The sequence below is a fragment of the Bradyrhizobium sp. 192 genome (genome assembly GCF_023100965.1).
Lineage (GTDB): Bacteria > Pseudomonadota > Alphaproteobacteria > Rhizobiales > Xanthobacteraceae > Bradyrhizobium > Bradyrhizobium symbiodeficiens.
Window position 1 is genome coordinate 3,632,804 of the sequence record NZ_CP064690.1, and the last position, 23,865, is coordinate 3,656,668.

The 23,865-nt window shown below is 64.8% G+C and carries 22 protein-coding genes; 5 read left to right on the plus strand and 17 right to left on the minus strand.

Features of this window, described 5'->3' with window-relative positions:
- Positions 1–127: 127 nt before the first annotated feature.
- The 5 genes from IVB24_RS16460 to IVB24_RS16480 all read right to left on the minus strand — a co-directional run bounded on the left by IVB24_RS16460 (position 128) and on the right by IVB24_RS16480 (position 4,914).
- Positions 128–775, minus strand: a complete 648-nt coding sequence (locus tag IVB24_RS16460; RefSeq protein WP_247773759.1) for a pyroglutamyl-peptidase I — start codon at positions 773–775, stop codon at positions 128–130.
- Positions 772–1,758, minus strand: a complete 987-nt coding sequence (gene meaB / locus IVB24_RS16465; RefSeq protein WP_247773760.1) for a methylmalonyl Co-A mutase-associated GTPase MeaB — start codon at positions 1,756–1,758, stop codon at positions 772–774. The genes IVB24_RS16460 and meaB overlap by 4 nt, the downstream gene beginning before the upstream one ends.
- A 63-nt stretch (positions 1,759–1,821) precedes the next feature.
- Positions 1,822–3,330 (minus strand): tripartite tricarboxylate transporter permease, encoded by a 1,509-nt coding sequence (locus IVB24_RS16470; protein ID WP_247773762.1) that lies wholly within the window; start codon positions 3,328–3,330, stop codon positions 1,822–1,824.
- 7 nt (positions 3,331–3,337) lie between these two features.
- On the minus strand, positions 3,338–3,811 hold the full coding sequence (locus tag IVB24_RS16475) for a tripartite tricarboxylate transporter TctB family protein (RefSeq protein ID WP_247773763.1): 474 nt from the start codon (positions 3,809–3,811) through the stop codon (positions 3,338–3,340).
- 107 nt (positions 3,812–3,918) lie between these two features.
- Positions 3,919–4,914 (minus strand): tripartite tricarboxylate transporter substrate binding protein, encoded by a 996-nt coding sequence (locus IVB24_RS16480; RefSeq protein WP_247773765.1) that lies wholly within the window; start codon positions 4,912–4,914, stop codon positions 3,919–3,921.
- On the opposite strand from IVB24_RS16480, the gene IVB24_RS16485 reads away from it, so the two are divergent.
- Positions 4,892–5,599 (plus strand): SRPBCC family protein, encoded by a 708-nt coding sequence (locus tag IVB24_RS16485; RefSeq protein ID WP_247773766.1) that lies wholly within the window; start codon positions 4,892–4,894, stop codon positions 5,597–5,599. The two genes, IVB24_RS16480 and IVB24_RS16485, sit on opposite strands and share 23 nt — an antisense overlap.
- Here the strand turns inward: IVB24_RS16485 and IVB24_RS16490 are convergent.
- The 9 genes from IVB24_RS16490 to IVB24_RS16530 form a co-directional block, all read right to left on the minus strand.
- A complete protein-coding gene (locus IVB24_RS16490) occupies positions 5,596–6,396 on the minus strand; it encodes an RsiV family protein (protein ID WP_247773767.1) in 801 nt (266 codons plus the stop codon). The genes IVB24_RS16485 and IVB24_RS16490 overlap by 4 nt on opposite strands.
- A gap of 38 nt (positions 6,397–6,434) precedes the next feature.
- On the minus strand, positions 6,435–8,591 hold the full coding sequence (gene scpA / locus IVB24_RS16495; protein ID WP_247774108.1) for a methylmalonyl-CoA mutase: 2,157 nt from the start codon (positions 8,589–8,591) through the stop codon (positions 6,435–6,437).
- A gap of 16 nt (positions 8,592–8,607) precedes the next feature.
- Entirely contained in the window at positions 8,608–9,072 is a 465-nt protein-coding gene (locus IVB24_RS16500; RefSeq protein WP_140478053.1) for a GFA family protein, read from the minus strand.
- Positions 9,069–10,940, minus strand: coding sequence for a methylmalonyl-CoA mutase family protein (locus IVB24_RS16505; protein WP_247773768.1), 1,872 nt, complete (start codon positions 10,938–10,940; stop codon positions 9,069–9,071). Before IVB24_RS16505 ends, IVB24_RS16500 begins: the two co-directional genes overlap by 4 nt.
- An 82-nt stretch (positions 10,941–11,022) precedes the next feature.
- Entirely contained in the window at positions 11,023–11,514 is a 492-nt protein-coding gene (gene folK, locus IVB24_RS16510; RefSeq protein WP_247773769.1) for a 2-amino-4-hydroxy-6-hydroxymethyldihydropteridine diphosphokinase, read from the minus strand.
- 1 nt (position 11,515) lies between these two features.
- Entirely contained in the window at positions 11,516–11,884 is a 369-nt protein-coding gene (folB, locus tag IVB24_RS16515) for a dihydroneopterin aldolase (protein WP_106950085.1), read from the minus strand.
- Positions 11,881–12,741, minus strand: coding sequence for a dihydropteroate synthase (folP, locus tag IVB24_RS16520; protein ID WP_094975177.1), 861 nt, complete (start codon positions 12,739–12,741; stop codon positions 11,881–11,883). The genes folB and folP overlap by 4 nt, the downstream gene beginning before the upstream one ends.
- Before the next feature lie 241 nt (positions 12,742–12,982).
- Positions 12,983–13,390, minus strand: coding sequence for a DUF4332 domain-containing protein (locus IVB24_RS16525; RefSeq protein WP_094975176.1), 408 nt, complete (start codon positions 13,388–13,390; stop codon positions 12,983–12,985).
- 26 nt (positions 13,391–13,416) lie between these two features.
- On the minus strand, positions 13,417–13,782 hold the full coding sequence (locus tag IVB24_RS16530) for a hypothetical protein (RefSeq protein ID WP_094975175.1): 366 nt from the start codon (positions 13,780–13,782) through the stop codon (positions 13,417–13,419).
- 356 nt (positions 13,783–14,138) lie between these two features.
- Here IVB24_RS16530 and IVB24_RS16535 point away from each other — a divergent pair, with 356 nt between their 5' ends.
- From IVB24_RS16535 to IVB24_RS16545, 3 genes are all read left to right on the plus strand, one after another.
- Positions 14,139–15,761 carry a helicase HerA-like domain-containing protein gene (locus tag IVB24_RS16535; protein WP_247773770.1) on the plus strand — a complete coding sequence of 541 codons (1,623 nt, stop codon included), beginning with the start codon at positions 14,139–14,141 and terminating at the stop codon, positions 15,759–15,761.
- 160 nt (positions 15,762–15,921) lie between these two features.
- Positions 15,922–17,250 (plus strand): glycosyltransferase family 87 protein, encoded by a 1,329-nt coding sequence (locus tag IVB24_RS16540; protein WP_247773771.1) that lies wholly within the window; start codon positions 15,922–15,924, stop codon positions 17,248–17,250.
- Between the two features lie 24 nt (positions 17,251–17,274).
- Complete coding sequence (locus tag IVB24_RS16545; RefSeq protein ID WP_247773772.1) at positions 17,275–18,669, plus strand: M20/M25/M40 family metallo-hydrolase; 1,395 nt, start codon at positions 17,275–17,277, stop codon at positions 18,667–18,669.
- Positions 18,670–18,707: 38 nt separating this feature from the next.
- On the opposite strand, the gene IVB24_RS16550 is transcribed toward IVB24_RS16545, so the two are convergent.
- From IVB24_RS16550 to IVB24_RS16560, 3 genes are all read right to left on the minus strand, one after another.
- Entirely contained in the window at positions 18,708–19,655 is a 948-nt protein-coding gene (locus IVB24_RS16550; RefSeq protein ID WP_247773773.1) for an IS110 family transposase, read from the minus strand.
- Positions 19,656–20,070: 415 nt separating this feature from the next.
- Positions 20,071–20,850, minus strand: coding sequence for a class II aldolase/adducin family protein (locus IVB24_RS16555; protein ID WP_094975172.1), 780 nt, complete (start codon positions 20,848–20,850; stop codon positions 20,071–20,073).
- Between the two features lie 123 nt (positions 20,851–20,973).
- Positions 20,974–22,623 carry a glycosyltransferase family 39 protein gene (locus tag IVB24_RS16560; RefSeq protein WP_094975171.1) on the minus strand — a complete coding sequence of 550 codons (1,650 nt, stop codon included), beginning with the start codon at positions 22,621–22,623 and terminating at the stop codon, positions 20,974–20,976.
- Positions 22,624–22,931: 308 nt separating this feature from the next.
- Here IVB24_RS16560 and IVB24_RS16565 point away from each other — a divergent pair, with 308 nt between their 5' ends.
- Positions 22,932–23,792, plus strand: coding sequence for a DUF308 domain-containing protein (locus tag IVB24_RS16565; protein WP_247773775.1), 861 nt, complete (start codon positions 22,932–22,934; stop codon positions 23,790–23,792).
- Positions 23,793–23,865 lie beyond the last annotated feature (73 nt).

Here is a 23,865-nt window from a genome sequence, read left to right on the forward strand (position 1 = left end):
GTTCGCGGTAGGGTTAAATGTTTACCGCAGAGACGGCGCCGTAGGATGGGCAAAGCGAAGCGTGCCCACCATTGTCACCATGACGCTGATGTATGGTGGGCACGGCGCAAGGGCGCCTTTGCCCACCCTACGAAGCTCGCGCCTTTCTTGCCAATCCCACCATCTCCATCAGCATGGCCTCGCCCGCATCCACCAGCTCCTCCAGCGTGATCCGGGCTGCGCCCTTGCGCCGCACCGCACCGCCACGCGCGAGCAGGGGAATGTGGATGAAGGCCGCAAGCTGCGGCCCGCCCGCGCGCACATTCTCGATCGCGCGCCAGCTCAGGTAGTTGCAGAGATAGGCGCCGGCATCGCGCGAGGGACGCGCGTCGATGCCGGTGAGGCGCGCGGCGCGCAGCAGCCTTGCCGTGTGCGGACCGAATGTCATGGCCTCGGCGGTGCCTGCGATGCCGCGCTTGCTCGATCGGGTGTTGGCGGCATCGGGCCAGAGCATGGTGACGGCGTTGCGCGCGCGGGTCTCGATGCGCAGATAAGGCGTGCGTGCGGCGAGGCCGAACATAAACAGCGCATCCGGCTTCACCTTCGCGAGCACATCAGGCAATTGCCGGTCGACCGCGGCATAGGTGACCGGGAAGATGTGGCTCGCGAGCGCGACATCATCGAGGGCCGGGCGGCGCAATTGCGCGAGCCGCGCGACCAGCGGCTGGGTCGGGTTATAGGGCGCGCCCGGGAACGGCCCGAAACCGGTGAGGAGAACGCGGAGCTTCTCGCTCATTTCAGCAACTCCAGGATCTGCTCGGCGGCGAGCGCCGGGGTGAGATGGCCGTCGGCGACTTCAGTCTCGATCTTCCGGACCTTGCTGCGAACCGAGGCCTCGCTGCGCAGCCGTGCCAGCATGCGCTGCTCCAGCATCGACCACATCCATTTCACCTGCTGCTCACGCCGCCGCGCGGCGAAGTCGCCCGATGCGTTCATCGCCTTGCGGTGATCGAGAACCTTCTGCCAGAGCTCGGCGATGCCGGTGCCGGCCAGCGCCGAATAGGTGACGACGGGCGGATGCCAATGCTCGAACCTCGGCGCCAAAATATGCAGCGCGCCGCGATAGTCGGCGGCGGTGATGTTGGCGCGCTTGAGATTGTCGCCGTCGGCCTTGTTGATGGCGATCATGTCGGCGAGCTCGACCAGGCCCTTCTTGATTCCCTGCAATTCGTCGCCCCCGCCAGGCAGCATCAAAGCGAGGAAGAAATCGGTCATGTCGCAGACGGCTGTCTCGGACTGGCCGATGCCGACGGTCTCGACCAGCACAACGTCGAAGCCGGCGGCCTCGCACAGCAGCATCGCCTCGCGCGTCTTGGCCGCGACGCCGCCGAGCGTGCCCGAGGACGGCGAGGGCCGGATGAAGGCATTGTCGGAGGCGGACAGCCGCGCCATCCGTGTCTTGTCGCCGAGGATCGAGCCGCCGCTGCGCGCCGAGGACGGATCGACCGCGAGCACCGCGACCTTGTTGCCTTGCTCGATCAGGTAGGTCCCGAGCACATCGATGGTGGTGGACTTGCCGACGCCGGGCGATCCCGTGATTCCGACGCGGAACGCCTTGCCGGTGCCGGGCAGCAGCATCTGCACCAGTTCGCGCGCCAGCGCCTGATGGTCGCCGCGCCGGCTCTCCACCAGCGTGATGGCCCGAGCGAGGGCAGCGCGGCTGCCGGCGCGCAAATCCGCGGCAAGGGCTTTGATATCGAGGTTGGTCCTTTGAATCATACCCTGATGTACAACGGCCGACCGACGCAGGCGAGAGGTTCGAGCCCGCGTCCATTCCGTCCATCACGTTGCCGGTGTCACCCCGCTCAGAGTCGCAGGCCTTCCCCTGATCCCGCGCCACAACATGGCGCCCCAGATCAGCAGCGTCAGGACCCCCAGTGTCGCGGCGATCGGCCGCTCGAAAAACATGATGAACGCGCCGTCTGCCTTGATCATCGAGGTCATGAAGTTCTGTTCCAGCATCTCGCCGAGAACGAGTCCCAGGATGGCCGGCGCGATCGGAAAGCCGTGCTCTTCCATCAGCCAGCCGATCAGGCCCATGACCACCATCATGATGACGCCATAGATCGAGTTGGTCATGGCGTAGGAGCCGACCAGGCAAAACATCAGGATCACCGGCAACAGCACGTTGCGCGGGACCCGCAACAACTGCTTGCCGCCCTTGATCGCAATCCAGCCCAGCGGCAGCATCAAGATGTTGGCAAGGATGAAGATGAGGAACACCGCGTAGATGAACTGCGGGTTTTGCAGAAACACGGTCGGCCCAGGATTCATCCCCTTCATGTAGAGAACGCCGATCACGATCGCCGTGATGGAATCGCCGGGAATGCCGAAAACCAGGGCAGGGATCCAGGCGCCGCCCAGCGCGGAATTGTTGGCCGATGTGGCATCGACGATGCCTTCGATATGGCCGGTGCCGAACTTCTCCGGCTCCTTCGAAAATCGCTTCGAGACCGCGAAGGAGATCCATGCCGCGATGTCGGCGCCGGCTCCGGGCAGTGCGCCGATCAGGACGCCGATGGCCGACCCTCGCAGGAAATTGAACCAGTAGCGTTTGAAGACGCCGAAGACGCCGCTGAAGATGTTGCCGATCTCCTGCGCGATCACGGCTCCCGTCGCATCGACGTGGACCATGCCGCGCAGAAGTTCGGACAGCGCGAACATGCCGATCATCGCGGGGATGAAGCTGATCCCTTGCAGCAGTTCGACGCTGCCGAAGGTAAAGCGTGGGTAGCCTGCTGCGGGATCGATGCCGATGCAATTGATGGCGAGACCGAACAACAGCGAGGTGATTCCCTTCAGCGGCACGTCGCTGGTCATGAAGACGGCGCAGGTCAGGCCCAGCAACGCCAGCCAGAAATATTCGAACGACGAGAAGTTGATCGCAACCTCGGCCAGAGCCGGTGCGCACACGATCAGGATGGCGACTCCGACGAAGCCGCCGAGCACGGAGAATACCAGATTGACGCCGAGATTGAGGTCGAGCTGCCCCTTCTTCGACATCGCATAGCTCTCGTCGGTATAGGCGGCCGACGCCGGCGTCCCTGGAATGCGGAGCAGCGCCGCCGGAATGTCGCCCGCAAAGATGGCCATTGCGGTTGCGGTGACGATCGCGCCGAGTGCCGGCACCGGATCCATGAAAAACGTCACCGGCACGAGCAGCGCCGTTGCCATCGTGGCGGTGAGCCCCGGCATTGCGCCGACGAACATGCCGAAGGCCGCGGATGCGGTGATGACCCAGAGAACGTAGGGATCGAAGATCAGGCGGCTCGCGGCGAGCAGGGCATCCATGACGGCCTCAGAGAATTGAATTCAACCAGCCGCGCGGCAGCGGCACGCGAAGCAGCGTGGCGAAAAACCAGTAGATCGTGAAGGTGCCGGCGATCGCGGTAGCGGCGGCGATCCACGGCCGCACGCCAAGCCAGACGAACAGCGTGACAAGGAAGAGCAAGGCGAGCGGGATGAAACCGACGGTTTCGGCGGCGAAGATATAGAGCAGCAAAAGGACGAGCACGAGCATAAACGTCGCAAGGCGGCGTGGCTCTCTCGCCCATGGCGCGATCTCGAGCCAAGGTGCGCCCGCGCGCCGCGCGTTCAATCCGTTCCACATCAGCATTCCGCCGCAGACGATCAACCCGGCGCAGAGGATGCGCGGAAACAGCGACGGGCCATATTTCTGGCCGGGAAAGTCGGGAAAACTCGCGGTCAGGGCGATCATCACGATGGAGAGAATGACGAGCACCAGCCCGGCGATGGCATCGTTGGCGCGCAATGGCGGCTCCCTGGGAACGAAAGGAGGCGCGCCGCGGACGGCGCGACCTCGAAGTCTTTACGGGCAGGGCCTTCAGCCCCTTTTCAGGTCGTGTTTCAAGTCTTGTTTTAAGTCTTGGCGATACCGGCCGCTTTCATGGCTTCGCCCATCTGCGCGTCCGCCTTGTCCATGAAGGCGGCGTAGCCGGAGGCGTCGTTCCATACGACGCCGAAGCCGCGTGACGACATGAAGTCGTTGTATTCCTTGGAATCGAAGATCTTCTTCAGCGAAGCCGTTAGCTTGGCTGCGATCGGTTGCGGAAGTCCCTTTGGCCCGGCGAAGCCGCGCCAGGCTCCGGTCGTATAATCGACGTTCATGGCCTCCTTGAGGGTCGGCACATCAGGGAAGGTCGCTGCGCGCTTTGGCGCCATGACCGCGAGGCTGCGTGCCTTGCCGGCGTCGATCATCGCGCGGGCCTCCGGGATGGAGCAGGTGGTGAAATCGATGCCGCCTGCGGCGAGGTCTTGCATCGCCGGCGCGGCGCCATTGGAGGGTACCCATGCCACCTGGTTCGGCGGCAGGCCCATGGACTTCAGCCAGCCCACCAGAGCGAGATGCCAGATGCCGCCCTGGCCCGTACCGGACGCCTTGAACTTGCCGGGCGCGGACCCCTTGATCGCGTCGGCCAGGTCCTTCACCGTCTTGTAGGCTGAATCCGCCTTGACCTGGATCCCCGGAGGGTCCTCGTTCATCAGGGCCAGCGGCGTGAAATCCTTCGGCGTGAGCTGGGTAAGGCCGGCCCAGTGCATCATCGCGATTTCCACCGTGATGATGCCGAGCGTGTAGCCGTCCGGTGCGGCGGTCGAGATCGCGGAATGGCCGACCACGCCGGACCCGCCGGTGCGGTTGACGACGTTCACCGGCTGGCCGAATTCCTTTTCAAGAAGTACGCCGACGATGCGGGCGGTAGCATCGGTTCCCCCGCCGGCGCCCCAGGGGCAGATCAGCTGGATTGGCCGAGTGGGATAAGCGTCATCGGCGCGTGCGGGTGTGAGGCCGAAAGCGGCGGATGCGGCGACGGCGGCCGTTGAAGCCGCAAAGGTGCGGCGCGAAATCCTGGACATTGAATGCCTCCCAACGGCGCCCGTGATGTCGGGCGCTCTTGTCAATGGCGGCATTGTAGTCGGCTTTGCAGCGCCGCCGCAAGATAGCGCTACCAAGGAGATCGACATGTGGTGTGAAAACCCCTTGCCCACCGGATGGGCAGTCGGAAATCGGGTGGGTTTTGCCCGCGCGCCTCGCCAGCCTGAGCGGGTAACCAAAGCCAAAGGCAAGCCACCGATGACCCAAGCCTATTACAGCGCCGTGCTGGACCGCCCGCTGGACGACGTCTGGTCGCTGATCCGCGATTTCAACAACTATCCCGCTTATATCGACGGCGTGAGCGAGAGCGTGATCGAAGACGACAAGCGCGGCGACGAAGTCGGCGCCATCAGGCGCTTCTGCTATCTCGGAAACTGGATCCGCCAGCGCCTGGTCGATCACTCGGACGAGCAGCGCACTCTCACCTATGCGGGTCTTGATGCACTGCCATATCCGCAGGATGCCGGAAGCCGGACGCCGGCGCCGACGCGCTATCAAGGCACCATGCAACTGCGCCCGATCGCCGAGGGCGACCGTACCCTCATCGAATGGTCGGTCGTCCTCGAGACCGAACCTGCGGATGCCGATCGCTGGCAGGCGCTATTCGCGTCCTGGATTCCCGATTGGACGAACTCACTTGCGCGGACGCTGGCGCGATCGAGTTAGCGACCGCTCACGGCTCCTGGGGCGTCGCCCTTCGGCCGCGCGCCGCCGAAAATGCGGGTGCCTTCCGCGGTGAGATACGGCTTCAGCGTCTCCCACGGCACGAAGGCGACATACTCGCCCTCGGCATAGGGACCGACGGCGTAGGGCGGATAGTGGAAGGTGAGGCCGGAGCTCTTGCCCGCTTCAGTCGACGGGGCGAGCGTCACCGCACCGATCTTGAGCAGGCTCGGTTTCAGCTCCTTGAACCATTCGTCGGTTGCGGTTTCGCTGGCGTCGCGCTTCTTCTTCTCGACTCTGAGCGAGGCGATGATGGCCTTCACCATCGCTTTCATGGTCGCGCCGTTGTCGGCTGTGTCGGTGAAGAACGGGCGGATCGAGACCCGCTTGTTGTCGGCTTTGTCCCACAGGATCGTGTTCACGTCCGAATTGGGATGCGCGCCATGGGTGTTCATGTAGTCGTTGCGCAGGATGCTGACATAGCGGTCAGCGACGACCGAGCGGATCTCATATTTGCGCTCGAAATCCCAGCCGCCGTCCTTGAAGAATTGCGGATCGGCTTTGCGCGCGGCGGCAGCTTCGGCGGAGTTTTTGTCGAGCCATTTTTTCCCCTCCGCGAGGCAGTCCGCCGCCAGCGCTGCATCGGCCTTGATCCTGTCGTCGAGGAAGACGCGCGCCTCGATGCTCTTGGTCTTGATGACGGTGTCGGGCTTGGGGTCGGCGGCGTGGGCGGGGCCGAACAGCACGCTGCAAACCATGGCAACACCGAGCGCGCGCACGAACGTTGACGCGAGAAACATCACGCAAAATCCTTCTTGTCGGAAGATTGGCGGTGAAGCTACTCCGCCGCCTCGCTATGCCCGAGCCGCGCATTCAGCTTGCGGATCAGCTCCTCGGCCGCCTCCGCGATCACGGTGCCCGGCGGAAAGATCGCCTCCGCGCCTGCGGCATAGAGCGCGTCATAATCCTGCGGCGGCACCACGCCGCCGACGATGATCATGATGTCGTCGCGGCCCTGCTTCTTCAGCGCGGCCTTCAGCTCCGGCACCGCGGTGAGGTGGGCGGCGGCGAGGGAGGAGACGCCGAGAATGTGCACGTCGTTCTCGACCGCCTGCCGCGCGGCCTCATCGGCGGTCGCGAACAGCGGCCCGATGTCGACGTCGAAGCCGATATCGGCAAAGGCCGACGCAATCACCTTCTGGCCGCGATCGTGGCCGTCCTGGCCGATCTTGGCGACCAGGATGCGCGGGCGGCGGCCTTCCGCCTCCTCGAAGGCGTCGATCAGCGCCTGAACCTTCTCGACCTGGTTGCCCATGCTGGACGCCTCCCGCTTGTAGACGCCGGTGATGGATTTGATCTCGGCGCGGTGGCGGCCGAACACCTTCTCCATCGCGTCGGAGATTTCGCCGACGGTCGCCTTGGCCCGCGCCGCGTCGATCGCGAGCGCCAAGAGATTGCCGTTGCCTTCGCCGGCGGAGCGCGTGATCGCCGCGAGCGCGGCGTCGACGTCCTTCTGGCTACGTTCGCTCTTCAGTCGCGTCAGCTTGTCGATCTGCAGGCGCCGGACATTGGAGTTGTCGACCTTCAGGATATCGATCGGCGCTTCATCCGTCGGCTTGTACTTGTTGACGCCGATCACCGCCTGCCTGCCGGCATCGATGCGGGCCTGCGTCTTGGCCGAGGCTTCCTCAATGCGGAGCTTCGGCAAACCCGCCTCGATCGCCTTCGCCATGCCGCCGAGCTCCTCGACTTCCTGAATGTGGGCCCAGGCCTTGGCGGCGAGGTCGCGGGTGAGGCGTTCGACGTAATACGAGCCGCCCCAGGGATCGATGATCCGGGTGGTGCCGCTCTCCTGCTGCAGGAACAGCTGGGTGTTGCGAGCGATGCGCGCCGAGAAATCTGTCGGCAGCGCCAGCGCCTCGTCGAGCGCGTTGGTGTGCAGCGACTGGGTGTGGCCTTGCGTCGCCGCCATCGCCTCGACGGTGGTCCGCATCACGTTGTTGAAGACGTCCTGCGCCGTCAGCGACCAGCCCGAGGTCTGGCTATGCGTGCGCAGCGACAGCGAGCGCGGGTCCTTCGGATTGAACGGCTTGAGCAGCTTCGCCCACAGCAGGCGCGCGGCGCGCAGCTTGGCGACTTCCATGAAGAAGTTCATGCCGATCGCCCAGAAGAACGACAGCCGCGGCGCGAAACGATCAACGTCGAGGCCGGCAGCAAGTCCGGCACGCAGATATTCGACGCCGTCGGCGAGCGTATAGGCGAGCTCGAGGTCCTGCGTCGCGCCAGCTTCTTGCATGTGATAGCCGGAGATCGAGATCGAATTGTATTTCGGCATCTTCTGCGAGGTGTAGGCAAAAATGTCCGAGATGATCCGCATCGAGGGCGCGGGCGGATAGATGTAGGTGTTGCGGACCATGAACTCTTTCAGAATGTCGTTCTGAATGGTGCCCGAGAGCTTTTCTGGCGGCACGCCCTGTTCCTCGGCGGCCGCAACATAGAGCGCGAGGATCGGCAGCACCGCGCCGTTCATGGTCATGGACACGCTCATCTGGTCGAGCGGAATGCCCGCGAACAGCGTGCGCATGTCGTAGATGGAATCGATGGCCACGCCGGCCATGCCGACGTCGCCACCGACGCGGGGGTGGTCAGAGTCATAGCCGCGATGGGTCGCGAGGTCGAAGGCGACCGAGAGGCCCTTCTGTCCTGCCGCCAGGTTGCGGCGGTAGAACGCATTGGAATCCTCCGCCGTGGAGAAGCCAGCATATTGCCGGACCGTCCAGGGCTGGTTGACATACATGGTCGGGTAGGGGCCACGCAGGAAAGGCGCGATGCCCGGATAGGTCTCGAGGAAGTCGAGCTCGGCAAGATCAGCCTCGCCATAGGCTGGTTTTACGAGAATGCCCTCAGGCGTCAGCCACGGCTCGGCGCTGCCTGACAGTGCGGCGGTGGCAGCGCGCTCGAAGGCGATGTTTGCGAAATTGGGAATGCGGCTCATGGCTTCAACCATTTCATCAATCGTGATCCGGATGCTGATGGCTGACGATGGTCGCCATCTTCTCCGGTCCGTAATTCTGCTGCGTGGTCTGGCTCGGCAGATTGGCGATGCCGACAACCCAGCCGAGGCGGGATTCGGTGCCGAACTGCCGTGTCGGGATCACCCGGTCGGGGCGGTCGAAGGCGCCGGTCATGATCTCGATCCGGTCGCCGTCGATACGGCCGAAGCTCAGCGGCGTGCCGCACGCTGCGCAAAAGCCGCGTTCGGCGATGGTGGAGGAGCGGAAGAACGACGGCTGTCCCTTGGTCCAGGTAAAGTCCGTCTTGTTAATGTCGGCAAAGGAGGCGAACGGCGCGCCGGCCGCCTTTTGGCACATCCGGCAATGGCAGATCGAGACCCTGTTCGGCGCCGTTGTGACGCCGAAGCGCACCGCCCCGCATTGGCAGCCGCCGGTGAGAACGGGTTTGCTGGTGTCGGTCATGCCTGTTCCATCCGTCGATAGGCGTCTTGCAGCGTGGCAAGCGCATCGCCCCCGGCGAAGACGAAACCGGTGACGCCGGCCGCGCGCAGTGCCGCCTCGGCGTCGGTCGGGCGGCCCGCCAAATAGATATGTCGCGCGCCTGCCGTTTGCAGGGCCTTCGCGGCGGGTTCCGCCTGACCGGCATAGACCTTGTCGCTGGAACAAAGACAGGCGAGCTCGGCGCCGGAGGCCTTGAAGGCGGCAGCCAACTTGGCCGGATCGGCAAAGCCCTCGCTGTCGAGGGCCTCGATGCCGCCGGCCTCGAAGAAGCTTTTCGCAAAGGTCGCACGCGCCGTGAATTCGGCGGGCGTGCCGAGATTGGCCAGAAACACTCTTGGCCGTGCGCCGCGCGTCTTCAGGGCAGCGTCGGATTTGTCGCGCAATGCCTCGAACGGTTCCGCAAGCCGGATCGGCGGCAGCGCATCGAACTTGTATTTTTGCTCGCCGTACGGTGGCAGCGCGACTGGCGTTGCTGTCAGCACCGCCGTCTCGCGCTCGTGCAGGTTCGGAAACTCGCTGGCGCCGGTCAGCACGTCGCGGCGTTTTGCGATGTTGGCCTCGCGCGCTGTTCGCGCGGCTGCCACCTTGCTCTGGAACAGGCCCTGCTGAAGCGCGGCAAAGGCGCCGCCGGCCTTTTCGCTCTCCTGGAACAGCGCCCAGGCGGCGTCGCAAAGCTGCGCCGTCAGCGCCTCGATGCCGCCTGCGCCCGCCGCGGGATCAGAGACCTTGGCGAGGTTGCTTTCTTCCAGCAGGAGGAGTTGCGTGTTGCGTGCCACGCGCCGCGCGAATGGATCCGGCAGGCCGAGCGCCAGCGTATGCGGCAGCACGGTGATCGCATTGGCGCCGGCAAGCCCGGCTGCAAACGTCGCGATCGTCGCCCGCAGCATGTTCACGTAAGGGTCGCGCTGCGTCAGCATGCGCCAGGCCGTATCGGCGGCAATGAACAGCGGCTTTGGCGCCAAGCCGCAGGCTGTTTCGACACGCGCCCACAACAGTCGCAGCGCGCGGAATTTGGCCATGGTCAGGAACTGGTCGGCATCCGCGGCGAGCCGCGCATAGACCATGCCTTGCGCGGCTTCCAGCGGAATGCCGGCGCCTTCGATCGCGCGCAGATAAGCGACGCCGCAGGCGAGCACAAAGGCCAGCTCCTGCACCTCCGAGCCGCCGGCATCGTGGATGACGCGTCCGTCGGCCGACGCAAACGGTCCCTTGAAGCCGAGCGCGGCGAGGCCCTTGATGGCGCCGGTGACGGCAGGGGCGATCTCCTCCCAGGCATAGGGACTGTGGCCCCACACCGCGCCCGCCGCGAGCGGATCGAGCCCGAAACGGATGTTGCAGGCGGCGGGATCGAGGCCCTTGCTCTTCACATATTCCGCGACATGGATCGCGGCCATCCGCGATTGCGGTCCGATCTCGAGTTCGATGCCGATGCCGGCGTCGAGATGGATGTCCTTCAGGACCTTTGCGACCGCCTCGGCAGAGGGTTCCAGGCCGAATCCGCGCGCATCATTGGCGCCGGCGAACACCAGCGCGAGCCCGGTCGCGCCGTTCTCCAGGTCCTGCAACGCCTGCGCATTCGCGAGCACCGCGTCGGGATGGTCGATCCGCTGCACGATCTGCCACGGCGCCGCCGCCGGCCGTCCCATCACGGGCGCAACGCCCTTGGCGCGCGGATAGAGCGGTTCGATCTTGAGTCCGTCATAGGTCTTGCCGACCAGCTTCTCGAACGGCGCGCCCTTGAGCACGCCGTCGACCAGCTTGCGCCAGTCTTCGACGGTTGCCTGGGGAAAATCGGCCGCCAGCGGCAGGTCGTCAGTCACGGAGGTCATGCGGCCAAGGGCTCCCAAACGTATCGTTATTCGCGAGGCGAATTTGCCACGGCCGACCGTCCCTGCAAACGGTCGATTTTGGTTAACCGGTATCCGGAAGCCGCTCAATGCCTTGTGTCGAGACGCTGGAAAGCCCGTCACGCACACGGATGCCCGAGATGACGCGGTCGGGCGCGATCTCGGCGAGCGGCACCAGCACGAAAGCGCGCTCGAACAGGCGCGGATGCGGCAAGGTAAGGTCCGGCTTCTGCAGGGAAATGTCGTCATAGGCGATCATGTCGAGATCGATCGTGCGCGGGCCCCAGCGCCGCTCCTTGTCCCGGGTGCGGCCGAATTTCTGCTCGACCTTCTGCAGCACGAACAGGAGCGCGTGCGGATCGAGGTCGGTCTCGATCTCGACGCAGGCATTGATGAAGGGGTCCTGCTCTTCGTCGCCCCAGGGCGGCGTGGCATAGTCCGCGGAGCGCGCGATCAGGGCGGCTTGCGCCATGCCGCAGATATGCGCGATCGCCTTGGCGAATGTCGCGCGGACATCGCCGACATTGCCGCCGAGCGCGATCAGCACGCTTGCCATCTTATGGATGCCGCGAGCGGGTCAGCATGATGCCGACATCGTCGAAGATCGCCGCGATCGGCGCATGCGGCTTGTGCACGGTGATCTTCACGGCGCGGATGCGCGGGAAGTTCGACAGGATGGCGTCGGCCACCGCACCGGCCGCGCGCTCCAGAAGCTTGTAATTGGTGTTCTTGAACGCCGCCGTGGTCGTCGCCACGACGTCGGCGTAGGACACGGTGTCGACAAGCCGGTCGCTGCGCGAGGGCTCCGACAAATCGGTATAGAGTTCGAGATCGATGACGAAGCGCTGGCCGACTTCGGTCTCGTGATCCATCACGCCGTGGCGGGCATGGATCGACAGGCCTGTGACGAAGATCGTATCGGTCATTGCTTGCCCTCGATTGCGTTCGCCACAAGCAGCGCCTGCAAGGTTTCGGCGACGTCATGGGTGCGGATGATCTTTGCGCCGCGCTGTGCGGCGATCAGATGCGCGGCGATCGAGCCGGCGAGCCGCTCTTTCGGCTCGGACGGCGAGACCGAGGCGATGAAGCGTTTGCGCGAGGCACCGACCAGGATCGGCAGGCCGAACATCTCGAATTCGCGCAACCGCGCCAGCGCGGTCAGGCTCTGCTCGGCGGTCTTGCCGAAGCCGATGCCGGGATCGAGCACGATCTTGTCGCGCGCGATGCCGGCCTTTGCGGCGATGTCGAGCGAACGCAGAAAGAAAGTCTTCATGTCCGTGATGATGTCGATGGCGGGATCGGCGTCGTCGCGGTTGTGCATGACGATGACGGGAACGCCTCTTGCGGCCACCAGCGGCGCCATCGCGGCGTCGCGTTGCAGGCCCCAGACGTCGTTGGCGATCGCCGCGCCCTGGTCGAGCGCGTAGGCCACCACCTCCGCCTTCATGCTGTCGATCGAAACAGGCACGCCGAGCGCCACGACGCCTGAAAGCACCGGCTTGAGCCGTGCGAGCTCGTCGTCCGCGGTGACGGCCTTCGCGCCCTTGTAGGGCCGAGTGGATTCGGCGCCGATATCGATGATGTCAACGCCATCGGTGATCATCGCCCGCGCCCGCGCAAGCGCCTGCTGGGGCGCGATGAACTCGCCGCCGTCGGAGAAGGAGTCCGGGGTGATGTTGAGCACGCCCATCACCGCCGGGATCGGTCGTTCCAGCAATGTCCGCAGCGCATCTGGCCTGGCCGAGCCGGCCGGCGGGACGGATGGAGAGGGCGAGGCATTCATGGCGCCCGCTTTAGCGGGCGGGGAGGGGGGATTCAAGGCGGGATGGGGCATTGCTGGTTGCGCAAGGCCCAATGTTAGCAAGATATGCGCTCTCTTGCCCCGGACGCAGAGCTTTTTCAGCGGTGCGCTGCCGAGCCGGGCCCATGTCGCCGAGAGCTGAGTACGCGTTATGGGTTCCGGCTCTGCGCAGCAACGCTCAACGGCGTTGCTGCGCGTCCGGGACAGGGGACCGAGCGCAGAACTAATACGTGATCTTCGGCTGCAGCTTCTTCGCCTTGGCGATGATGTCGCCGACCGACTTCTCCGAGGGCAGGATGCGCAGCAGCTTCTTCTTCTCGTTGGCGTCGCGCATGCTCTGGGCGAGCCTCGCCGGATTTCGATAGGCGAGCTCGCGCACGGTGGTGACGCCGGCGGCGCGGACCAGGTTGACCTTGGCCCGGCCCATGCCGGGGATGCGCATGTAGTCGGAGACGTTGGCCCATTCCAGCAACAGCTGCTCGCTGATGCCGGTCTTGGCGGATAGCGCCTTGCGGCCCTTCACCGTGCCGGCGGCTTCGAGCAGCCCGTCGGTCGTGCGGATACCCTGCGCCTTCAGCTTGTTGGCGGCAAAGACCGACAGGCCCTCAATCTCGGAGATCGGATATGTCATGATACTCGATGCAAAATGCGCAGACTTCAGGCGAACTGGCTGAGGCCCGGCGTCCCCGTAACGATCTTGCCCATCTGATCCGCTCCGATTTTGTCTCGGCCGTAGCGGAAAAGTTCACGGGCGACGTTTTGAATTTCCGACATGCCAAGTCCCAGACCCATCAGGCGCGTGCCGACCGCCATCAAGCCGCCGCCCATCAGCCGCGACAGTCCGCCGCCGCTCCTGGATGCCTCGATCGCGGCTTCTGCTCCGGGAATCTGGTCGATCAGGGCCTGCACGCTGTCGGAAGGACCCTCGTTGCGAAGGAAGCCCAGGATAATGCCGACGGACTTTTCAGCCACAGCACTATCTATGCTGGCGTTTGTCGCCAGCCGCCCGATCAGTTCGTCCATAAGGCCCGCCCCTCAGCCGGTTGCATGCCGGAGTATTTCTTCGAAAATGATCTTGAGCCGGTGTGATGTGAAATTCAAGCGATGAACGCACGCGCCGTCGCGATTCAGCTTCGATCGCGCGAAAAGTGTTGCAGCGGTGCAAGAGCGAAGACGGAATCGGCGAAAAATTGCCGCGTTGCGAACAGCTCGCTCCTACTTTCGGCTGATGTCGTCCGATTGTTTCCGGCAATCTCGCATGCTTGGAGCGCGTTGAACCGTTTTAATCGGTGCGCGACATGCGTTAAACTACGGAACTGGAGCCTTCGAGTTTCGATACGCGAAACCCGGCAGAGAGATCAGAGACATCAGAGAGAATAATGACCGCACAGGACAGCAAGCTCGGCGATACCGACGACAAGATCTTCGTCGGCAAGGGAGACGAGCAGGCATGGCTGACGCTGGCGCTCGCCAATCGCCACGGCCTGGTCACGGGTGCAACCGGAACCGGCAAGACCGTGTCGCTGCAAGTGATGGCGGAAGGATTTGCGCGCGCCGGTGTTCCGGTCTTCGCGGCCGACATCAAGGGCGATCTCTCCGGCATCGCCGAGGTCGGCGAAGCCAAGGACTTCATCCTCAAGCGCGCCTCCCAAATGGGGCTGAATTTCCAGCCCGACCAGTTCTCGACGGTGTTCTGGGACGTGTTCGGCGAGCAGGGCCATCCGGTGCGCGCGACCGTCACGGAAATGGGGCCGCTTCTGCTCGCGCGCATGCTCGACCTCAACGACGTGCAGGAAGGCGTGCTCAACGTCGCCTTCCGCGTCGCCGACGACAACGGTCTGACCCTGATCGACATGAAGGATCTGCGCGCGCTGCTCGACGCCATCGTGCCCGATAGCGGCAAGAAGGCGGCGGACTCGGTGGAGGATTCGCTGGCGGCCATCCGCAAGGCCGCGCAGGGGTTCGGCAACGTCACCAAGGCCACCGTCGGCACCATCCAGCGCCAGCTCCTGGTGCTGGAGAATCAGGGCGGTACCAAATTCTTCGGCGAGCCCGCGCTGACGCTGAAGGACTTCATGAAGACCGACCGCGACGGCCGCGGCATGGTCAACATCCTCGTCGCCGACAAGCTGCTGCAGAGTCCACGGCTTTACGCGACATTCCTGCTGTGGATGCTATCGGAATTGTTCGAGGAGCTGCCCGAGGCCGGCGACCTGCCGAAGCCCAAGCTGGTGTTCTTCTTCGACGAGGCGCACCTGTTGTTCAACGATGCGCCGAAGGCGCTGTTGGACACGATCGAGCAGGTGGTGCGATTGATCCGGTCCAAGGGCGTCGGCGTCTATTTCGTCACGCAAAACCCGATCGACGTCCCCGACCGTGTGCTCGGTCAGTTGGGTAACCGTGTGCAGCATGCGCTGCGTGCCTTCACCCCGCGCGACCAGAAGGCGGTCGCCGCCGCGGCGCAGACCTTCCGGCCCAACCCGAAGCTCGACACCGCCAAGGTGATCACGGAGCTCGGCAAGGGCGAGGCACTGGTGTCCTTCCTCGAAGGCAACGGCACGCCGACCATGGTCGAGCGGGTGATGATCCGGCCGCCATCGGCTCGCATCGGGCCGATCACGCCGGAAGAGCGCAAGGCGATCATGGATGCGAGCCCGGTGAAGGGCAAATACGACACCGCCGTGGATGAAGAGTCCGCCTACGAGATGATCCAGAAGCGCATCGCCGGCACCGCGGCGACGGCGGAGGCTCCTGCGGGCGCAAGCGGCGGCGGCATCCTCGGCCAGATCGGATCAATCGTCGGCACCATCTTCGGCACCAACGTCAAGCGCGGACGCCTGTCGACCGGCCAGGTCATTGCGCGTGACGTGACGCGATCGGTCACCAACCAGGTGATCGGCGGGATGGCCGCCAATATCGGCAAGTCGGTCGGCGGCCAGCTCGGCGGCTCGATCGGCCGCACGCTGGTCCGCGGCGCGCTCGGCGGATTGCTGCGGCGGTAGGCAGTTCAAGACTTCGTTTCAGGCAATCCGCTTCCGGCTGGTGCGTCGACCTCGCTTCGCTCGCGGGAGTCCGATCACCACCGGTACAATTTCAGGTGAGGGGCTCTCCAAGCCTGCGCCGGTCTGCTACGCCCTGTTCGCCGCCGCACAGGACCAGTCCGTGACCCCGCCCGCCCCGTTAGCCAAGCCCGACGCGCCCAGACCTCCGTCGCTGCGCGCGCCGCTGGACCTGCTGTTTCTGTTCTGCTGCATCCTGCTCACCGCCGACGTGCTCGTTCCTGAAGTCTTCGGCAGCGGCAAGACCAAGGATTACCCGCTGTGGTACTGGGCCGGGCAGCAGGTCTTGCAGGGTAAGCCGCTCTATCCCGCCACGGCCGTCGAGTATTTCGAGTTCATCTATCCGCCGCTGCCGGCGATCATGCTGGCAATCCCGAGCTGGTTCGGCAAAATTCCGCTCTATGTCGTCCTGTCGATCCTGAACGCCGTGGCGTGGTGGTACACCGGGACGTTCTCCCAGGTCATGACCGGCTCGGGGCGCAGCCCCGGCCGCTGGCTGGAGGCGCTGCCCGCCGTCGTCACCGTGCCGTTCGTGTTCGACATGTTCGACCTCGGCCAGCCGAACCTCGTGCTGCTGGCCATGATGCTCTACGGTTTCTGGAGCTTGCGGCATCAACGTCCCTGGTTTGCAGGCTTCATGTTCGCGCTCGCTGCCGCCATCAAGGTGTTTCCCATCGCGGTCCTGCCGTATCTGGTCTGGCGGCGGAAATGGGCGGCGGCCGCTGCTACGGTCGCCTTCGCAGGCATCCTGCTCTACGTCGTGCCGGCGCCTATCCGCGGCTTCGAGCGCAACGCGGCCGAGCTTGCGACCTGGTATCAGGGCATGGTCGGAACGAGTTCGGAAAAGGGCTTCGGCCAGCGTGACGAGCAGAACTGGTCGTGGGTCAACCAGTCCCTCATCGCCGTCACGCACCGCCTGGTTCGTCCGATCAACTACAATCAGGACGATCCCAAGAGGCCGCCGCGTACGATGAACATCATCGATGTTGACTACAGGACGGCGAACTGGATCGTGCTGGGGCTGTCGGCATTGCTGGGGCTCGGCTTCGTCGCGATCATGCCGCGGCAAGCACGGCGAACGGCGCGCTCGGATGCCGAGGAGCTCGCCATCCTGTTCTGCCTGATCACGGTGGCCTCGCCTTTGGCACGGCAATACTACTTCATGTGGCTGTTCTTCCCGATGACGGTGCTGATGCATCGCGCCGCCTTCGACGAACGGGCGAAGGTGCGCCTCGGAACCTGGCTCGCACTCGGCGCGGGCGGCCTCCTCATGCTGCTGGCGCTGCCGTGGTTTCCCAATGTGCTCCAGGCCTGGGGCAATAATCTCCTGGCAACCGCGGTTCTTGCAGGTACCCTCGCATGGCACATCCGGCATCCGCCCGTTGCCGCTGGCTCCGAGCCTGCGACGGCGCTAAAACCCGGTACCTCTTGAGACTCGAACGTCAGGAATCCGACCATGGCCAATGCGCAGCTTCAATCCGTGCTCGATCACATCGACGGGGATTTCGACAACAGCCTGGAGCGCCTGTTCGCGCTGTTGCGGATCAAGTCGATCTCCGCCGATCCGGCCTTCGCCGGGGATTGCAAGGCGGCGGCCGAGCATCTCGCCAAGGACATCGCGAGCCTCGGCGTCGCCACTGAAGTGAGGGCGACGGCCGGGCATCCCGCCATCGTCGGCAAGACCGGGGCCGGCGGGCGGCCGCATGTGATCTTTTACGGCCATTACGACGTGCAGCCGGTCGATCCGCTCGATCTCTGGCACCGTCCGCCGTTCGAGCCCGTGGTGACGGACCATGCCGATGGCCGCAAGATCATCGTCGCGCGCGGCGCCGAGGACGACAAGGGCCAGGTGATGACCTTCGTCGAGGCCTGCCGCGCCTGGAAGAAGGTGACGGGCTCGCTGCCGATCGACGTTACTTTCCTGATCGAAGGCGAGGAAGAAGTCGGCTCGAAGAATTTCGTGCCCTTCATCGAGGCCAACAAGAACGAGTTCAAGGCCGACTACGTGCTGGTCTGCGACACCGGCATGTGGGACCGCAACACGCCGGCGATCACGACCTCGCTGCGCGGCCTGCTTTATGAAGAGCTGAAGATCACTGCCGCCAATCGCGACCTGCATTCCGGCGTGTTCGGCGGCAGCGCGATGAACCCGATCCGGGTGCTGACCAAAATTCTGGGCGGCCTGTTCGATGACGACAACCGCATCACCATCCCGGGCTTCTATGACGGCGTGAAGGATCTGCCGCCCGACATCCTGGAGCAGTGGAAGAAGCTCAACCTGACGCCGGAGATGTTCCTGAAGCCGATCGGGCTGTCGATCCCGGCCGGCGAGAAGGGGCGCCTGATGATCGAGCAGGCCTCATCGCGCCCGACCTGCGACGTCAACGGCATCTGGGGCGGCTATATCGGCGAGGGCTCCAAGACGGTGATCCCGTCGCATGCGTCAGCCAAGGTCTCGTTCCGCCTGGTCGAGGGGCAGGATCCCCAAAAGATCCGCAAGGCCTTCCGTGACTACGTGACGGCGCGCATTCCCGGCGACTGCAAGGTCGAGTTCGGCGACCATTCCGCCGCGCCCGCGGTCGCACTCGACTGGAACATGAAACCGCTCGCCGCCGCCAGCAAGGCGCTGACGGAGGAATGGGGCAAGGAGACCGTGCTGATGGGCTCCGGCGCGTCGATCCCGATCGTCGCCGATTTCAAGCGCACGCTCGGCCTGGACTCGCTGCTCGTCGGATTTGGCCTCGACGACGACAACATCCACTCGCCGAACGAGAAGTACGACCTCCGCAGCTTCCAGAAAGGTATTCGTTCGTGGGCGCGAATTCTCGCTGCACTGGCGGAAGTGAAGTAGGGCGCGGCACAGCGCGGTGCCGTAGCAACCATTAAGAGCTAGGCTGCTTTTTCGGTCCAGGGTGCGCCGCGTTGTACGACAGTATTGGCGTAGATCAGGAGCTTCCTGGCGCAGGCGATCAGTGCTGCGTTGTGGACTTTGCCCCTTGCCATGAGGCGTGCATAGAGCGCGATCAGGGCCTTGTTCCAGCGGAAGGCGGCTGGAAGGGCCGCGGCGAACAGGGATCGCCGTAGGCGGCTGCGGCCTCCGGCGATCTTGCGCTGTCCTCTGTGCTGTCCGCTGTCGGCATCGAAGGGAGCCAGCCCGGCCAGGGCTGCGGCTTGCTCCCGGCTGACGCGACCGAGCTCGGGCATGCGGATGACGATCGCCAGCGCGGTCCGCTCGCCGATGCCGGGAACGCTCAGCACCAGCTTGAGCCGCTTGGCCAGGTCGTCGTAGGCACGAAGGCGCTTGGCAATGTCACGGATCTGCGCCGTCTTGCGTGTCTTCAACCGGGCGATGTCGCTGTTGACGATGCGTCGCAACGCAGGCTCGTCGATGTGCTCGAGACGGGTCTTGAAGCGCCGGATGTCCTCCTCGATCTGCTCAAGAAAGGTCAGATAGTCGGCCAATTCCGTCAAGCGCGGATCCGGCGCGATCTCAGGGGGATCGAGCGCCGCAGCACAGGCGGCGATCAATACGGCGTCGAGCGCATCGTTCTTGGCCCGGCGCAAATGGACCTTGGCGAACGCCTTGACCTGAAGCGGCTGCAGCACCAGCACGGTAAAGCCGGCCGATCGCAAATGCTCCACCACGCCACGTTCATAGCCGCCAGTGGCCTCGATCCCGATCCGCGTGACGCCGGCCTTGGCCAGGTTTGCTGCCAGGGCGCGCCAACCCGGTAAAGCATTGGCGACCTGCCAGCGTTCGGTTCGGCCATGAACCGCGATGTCCAGCTTAGCCTTGGACGTATCGATCCCGGCCGTCGTTATGTTAGTCTGTGTCATCTTCGTCGACCCTGCCTTGTGAAGCGAACCAAGTTGTTCCGGCAACCATCCGGGTCCGATGAAGGTGCTGACGCGATCACGCTACGGGGCAGCCACAAACTGCTCTGGGTGGGCTCGATCCGATCGCCAGCGGCCTGTCGCGGGATGCAAACCGCGGCAGGCCATTCCTCATGGAACGTGTCGAGAATAAACGATCGCGCTATTACAAGGGTGGGCAAAGGCGCAAAAGCGCCGTGCCCACCATCTGGCTCTGATCGCAACAGGACGTGGGCACGCTCCGCTTTGCCCACCCTACGAGACCTGTCTCCGGAACGACGAATGCCCCAAACAAAAACGCCGCCCGGAATTGGGCGGCGTTTCATTCCAAGACGTGCAGAGGATGTTGAAACCTACCCTACACCAACCCCCGAAAATTTCAAGACCGGTAGCCTGGAAGCTCGCGGTCGAGCTTGCGCAGCAGCGGCGGCCACACGAGCTTGGTGGCGCGCAGTTCGGCGCGGTCTCGGTTGGCGAGTAGCTCGGTGTTCTTCTCGATCGCAATCTCCTCGACCGGGTAGATCGGCGTACCCAGCGCGCGCGTGCGCACCTGCATCGAGCAGGCGCGCTCGAGGTGGTACATGCGCTCGAAGGCGGAGGCGACCGAGCGGCCGACCGTGAGCGTGCCGTGATTGCGCAGCAGCATGTGGTTGTGGTCGCCGAGATCCTTCTGCAGCCGCGGCCGTTCGTCGTGGTCGAGTGCGATGCCTTCGTAGTCGTGATAGGCGAGATCGTGGGTGACGAGCTGGGCGGTCTGGTTCAGCGGCAGCAGGCCTTCGGCGCTGCTCGACACCGCGGTGCCGTCGAGGGTGTGGAGATGCAGCACGCAGATCGCGTCCTCGCGCACCTCGTGGATCGCCGAATGGATGGTGAAGCCCGCCGGGTTGATGCTGTACTCGCTCTCGGAGAGCTGGTTGCCGTACAGATCGACCTTGACGAGGCTCGAGGCCGTGATCTCGTCGAACATCAGCCCGTAGGGGTTGATCAGGAAGTGATGCTCGGGGCCGGGCACGCGCGCGGAGATGTGGGTGTCGACCAGGTCGTCCCAGCCGTACAGCGCGACAAGGCGATAGCAGGCGGCGAGATCGACCCGCTGCTGCCACTCGGCCTCCGTCATATCAGACGGTACTTCCTTAAGGCGCGCTTCCGCTGGCGACATGGCTGGTCTCTCCGAACATCGTTGTTGCGGGGAGGGAGCGTAGTACCGCTCGTGGCAAGCAGCAAGGCGGCCAAAGCGCGGCAGTTCAGCGTAGCCCGCATGGAGCGGGCCACAGGGAGGATACTACGGCGCCGGGATCGACAGCAGGCTGGAAATGCTGCGGCCGCGGATGTCGTAGACGCGGGCGAACACCACGTCGTCGCGCTTGATCTCGACCATCACGGGCGCGGTCAGGCCCTTGCAGTAGAACTCGCCGAGCGTCATCGCGAAATCGGCCGCGTTGGAATCCCAGCCGATGGTGAAGTCGGGCCCGAGCGCGACCTGCGCGGGGCGCTGCGGACCGCAGACCGCGACCTTCCATTTGCGGCCGGCCGGCGGCGCTTCCTGGCGCTCGACCAGTTGCTCGCGCAATTCATCGGAGGCCTGCTTCAGCGCCAGGCCCCAATAGTCCAGCATGAAGCGGTCGTTGGCGCCGCGCACGGTGCCGGCGATGTGGTTGAAGTGCGTGTACTGATAGGGATGCAGCCGGATCATCTCGGCGAGCGGGAGCGCGAGGCCGAAGCAGAATGTGGCGAGGACGACCGGCTGCCAGGTGCGGTGATTGGCGCGCAGGCGTTCCATGGCCCACGCGAAAGCGACGCCACCGAGCACCGCCATCGGCGGAATCACGAAGACGAAATGGCGGATGCCGTTGTACAGCGCCGGCCGCTTCACCATCGCGATCGCGAGCGGCAGGGTCGCAGCCAGCGTCAGCATCAGCATGATGGTCTTGCGGCGCGCCGGAACCTCGCGGCGCGGCAGCATGGCGAACGTGCTGAACACGGCGCCGCCGATCAGCACCAGCATCACCTCGGGCAGCTGCAGCGCGAACAGCGTCGGCAGATAGGACCAGGGCATGTCCGGCACCGACACGATCGCGCCGTCGAACATCTCCTTCCACGGCTTCTCGAAGAAATGCGAGAAGTAGGTCAGCGCCTCGAAAGGATTACCGGGCTCCATGATCGACCACGGCCAGATCAGGCCCATCACGAGGTAGCCGAACGCGAGGCCGGGCAGCAGCACATAGACGACATGGGCGAAGCGCCTGATAGCCTCGCGCAGGCCCTCGCTGCGGAGTTCTTCCAGGAACAGCGGGACGAAGCCGAGCATCGCGTAGACCAGCGCGAGCCCGCCGAGAATGCGGCAGCCGATCGAAAGGCCGGCGCCCAGGCCGACGATCAGGATCGTGCGCGGCGAGGGCTTGGGGTATTCCTCGGCGAGCCGGACCAGGCCGAGCATCAGGATGATCATGGCTACCGCGAAGGGCGCATCCTTCGGATTCATGAACATGTGGCCGTAGAAGATCGGGCACAGCGCGAGCAGCAGCAGCGCGGCAAGCCCGGCAAGGGGTCCGCCGATGCGGCGGGCGAGCCGCCAGGTCACCGCAAGTCCGATCACGCCGACGATGGCGCCGAGCAGACGTCGCGTCTCGAACAGCTCGAGCGGAATAAACTTGTGCAGGAGGGCCGCGACCATGTCGAAGCCGCCGCCATACATGTAGAGATTGGCGAAGGAGAGCGCCGCGGTGTCCTTGAAGCCGGAACCGAACATGCGCAGCAACAAATCGGCATATTCGGCGTGGGTGTAGTCGTCCCAGCCGAGGCCGTAGTCCCGGAAGGTCAGGCCTGCAACCACGGTGACCGCAGCCAGCACCAGCATGGCGAGATCGTCGCAGGTCCGCTCGACCGAGCGCTGTTGAGGCGTGTCGATCGCCGAAGTCGTGATGGATGTCATGGCTATCGGTGCCCCGGAATCCCCTCTTGGCCCGGCTGGTGCGCGCGGGCCTGCTCCCCGGACTCCCTATAGCGCAGTTCCATTACCAAGTAATTGGGCATTATGGCTAAATTCCTGATGCGACGCAGCAATTCCGGATATTGACAGCAGGCTAGCAGTAGCGAGCCGTAGCTGAAGGGAATGTGAATAAGTCCCTGATTTCCTTCCCTTTAGGAACGCTGCCCGCAATTCGCCGTTGGCGTGGAACATCGTATGACGGTATCTTGCGTGACGGGTCGCGTGTGGATGTGCGGCCGGGGGTGAGTTCGATGACCTTGGCATTGTTGATCGCGGGGATTTTCGCCATCGTGGCGGGCCTCCTTTCGATCCTGTTCGGCTTTTCCGTCAGGGAGTTCAGCCTCGGCAGCCCCCTCATAGTCTCGGGCACGATCGCCGTCTGCTCCGGGATGTTACTGGCCGGCCTCTCTGTCGTGGTCACCGAGCTGAAGGGTATCGCGCGCCGGCTGGCCAGTGCACCTCCGGAGGTTCGGGTCAGGCCCGTGCTGCCGGGCCTCGCCGCATCGGGTGCTGCTGCGCCCGAGCCGATGCCCGCAGCGGCCGCAAGGATGGAGGGAAGGATCGAGCCGCCGCCAGCCCCCGCCGCGGGCACGCCGCCGTGGCAAAGCGAAGCTGCCGCGCGCGAGCGTCCGCGTGTCGAGGCGCCGCCGGAGCTGGAAGCGCCGCCGCCGCCCGCGGCTCCGGAAGCCCCGCGCCGCCGCAACCTGATGTTCGCCTCGACTTCACGCAAGGAGCGCGAGCGCGCGGAGGCGAAGACCACCGACGGAGCGCCGCCGCCACATCTGGAGCCCGGCGAGGCTGCGGAGAATCCGCCGGCAAGCTTTGACGATGCCTGGCCGAAGCCGGACCGCATGCGCCCGCCGGAGCCGCCGGCCGCCGCGCGCCGGCCCCCGCCGCGTTCTCCTTCGACCTTTGCGGAGACCGCTCCGCCTGCACCCGAACCGCCGCCACCTGTCGAGCAGCCGCCCGTGACCGTGCTCAAATCCGGAATCGTCGACGGCATGGCCTATTCGCTCTACTCCGACGGCTCGATCGAAGCGCAGATGCCGGAAGGCATGATGCGCTTTGCCTCGATCGACGAGTTGCGCGCCCATCTCGACCAGCGGTCCTGAGCTCCGCCGCGCGGCAGTCAAGCGTCGTCGTCGCCTCGTCGGTCGTCTTGTTTCGGCCGAACCTATTGTTGAC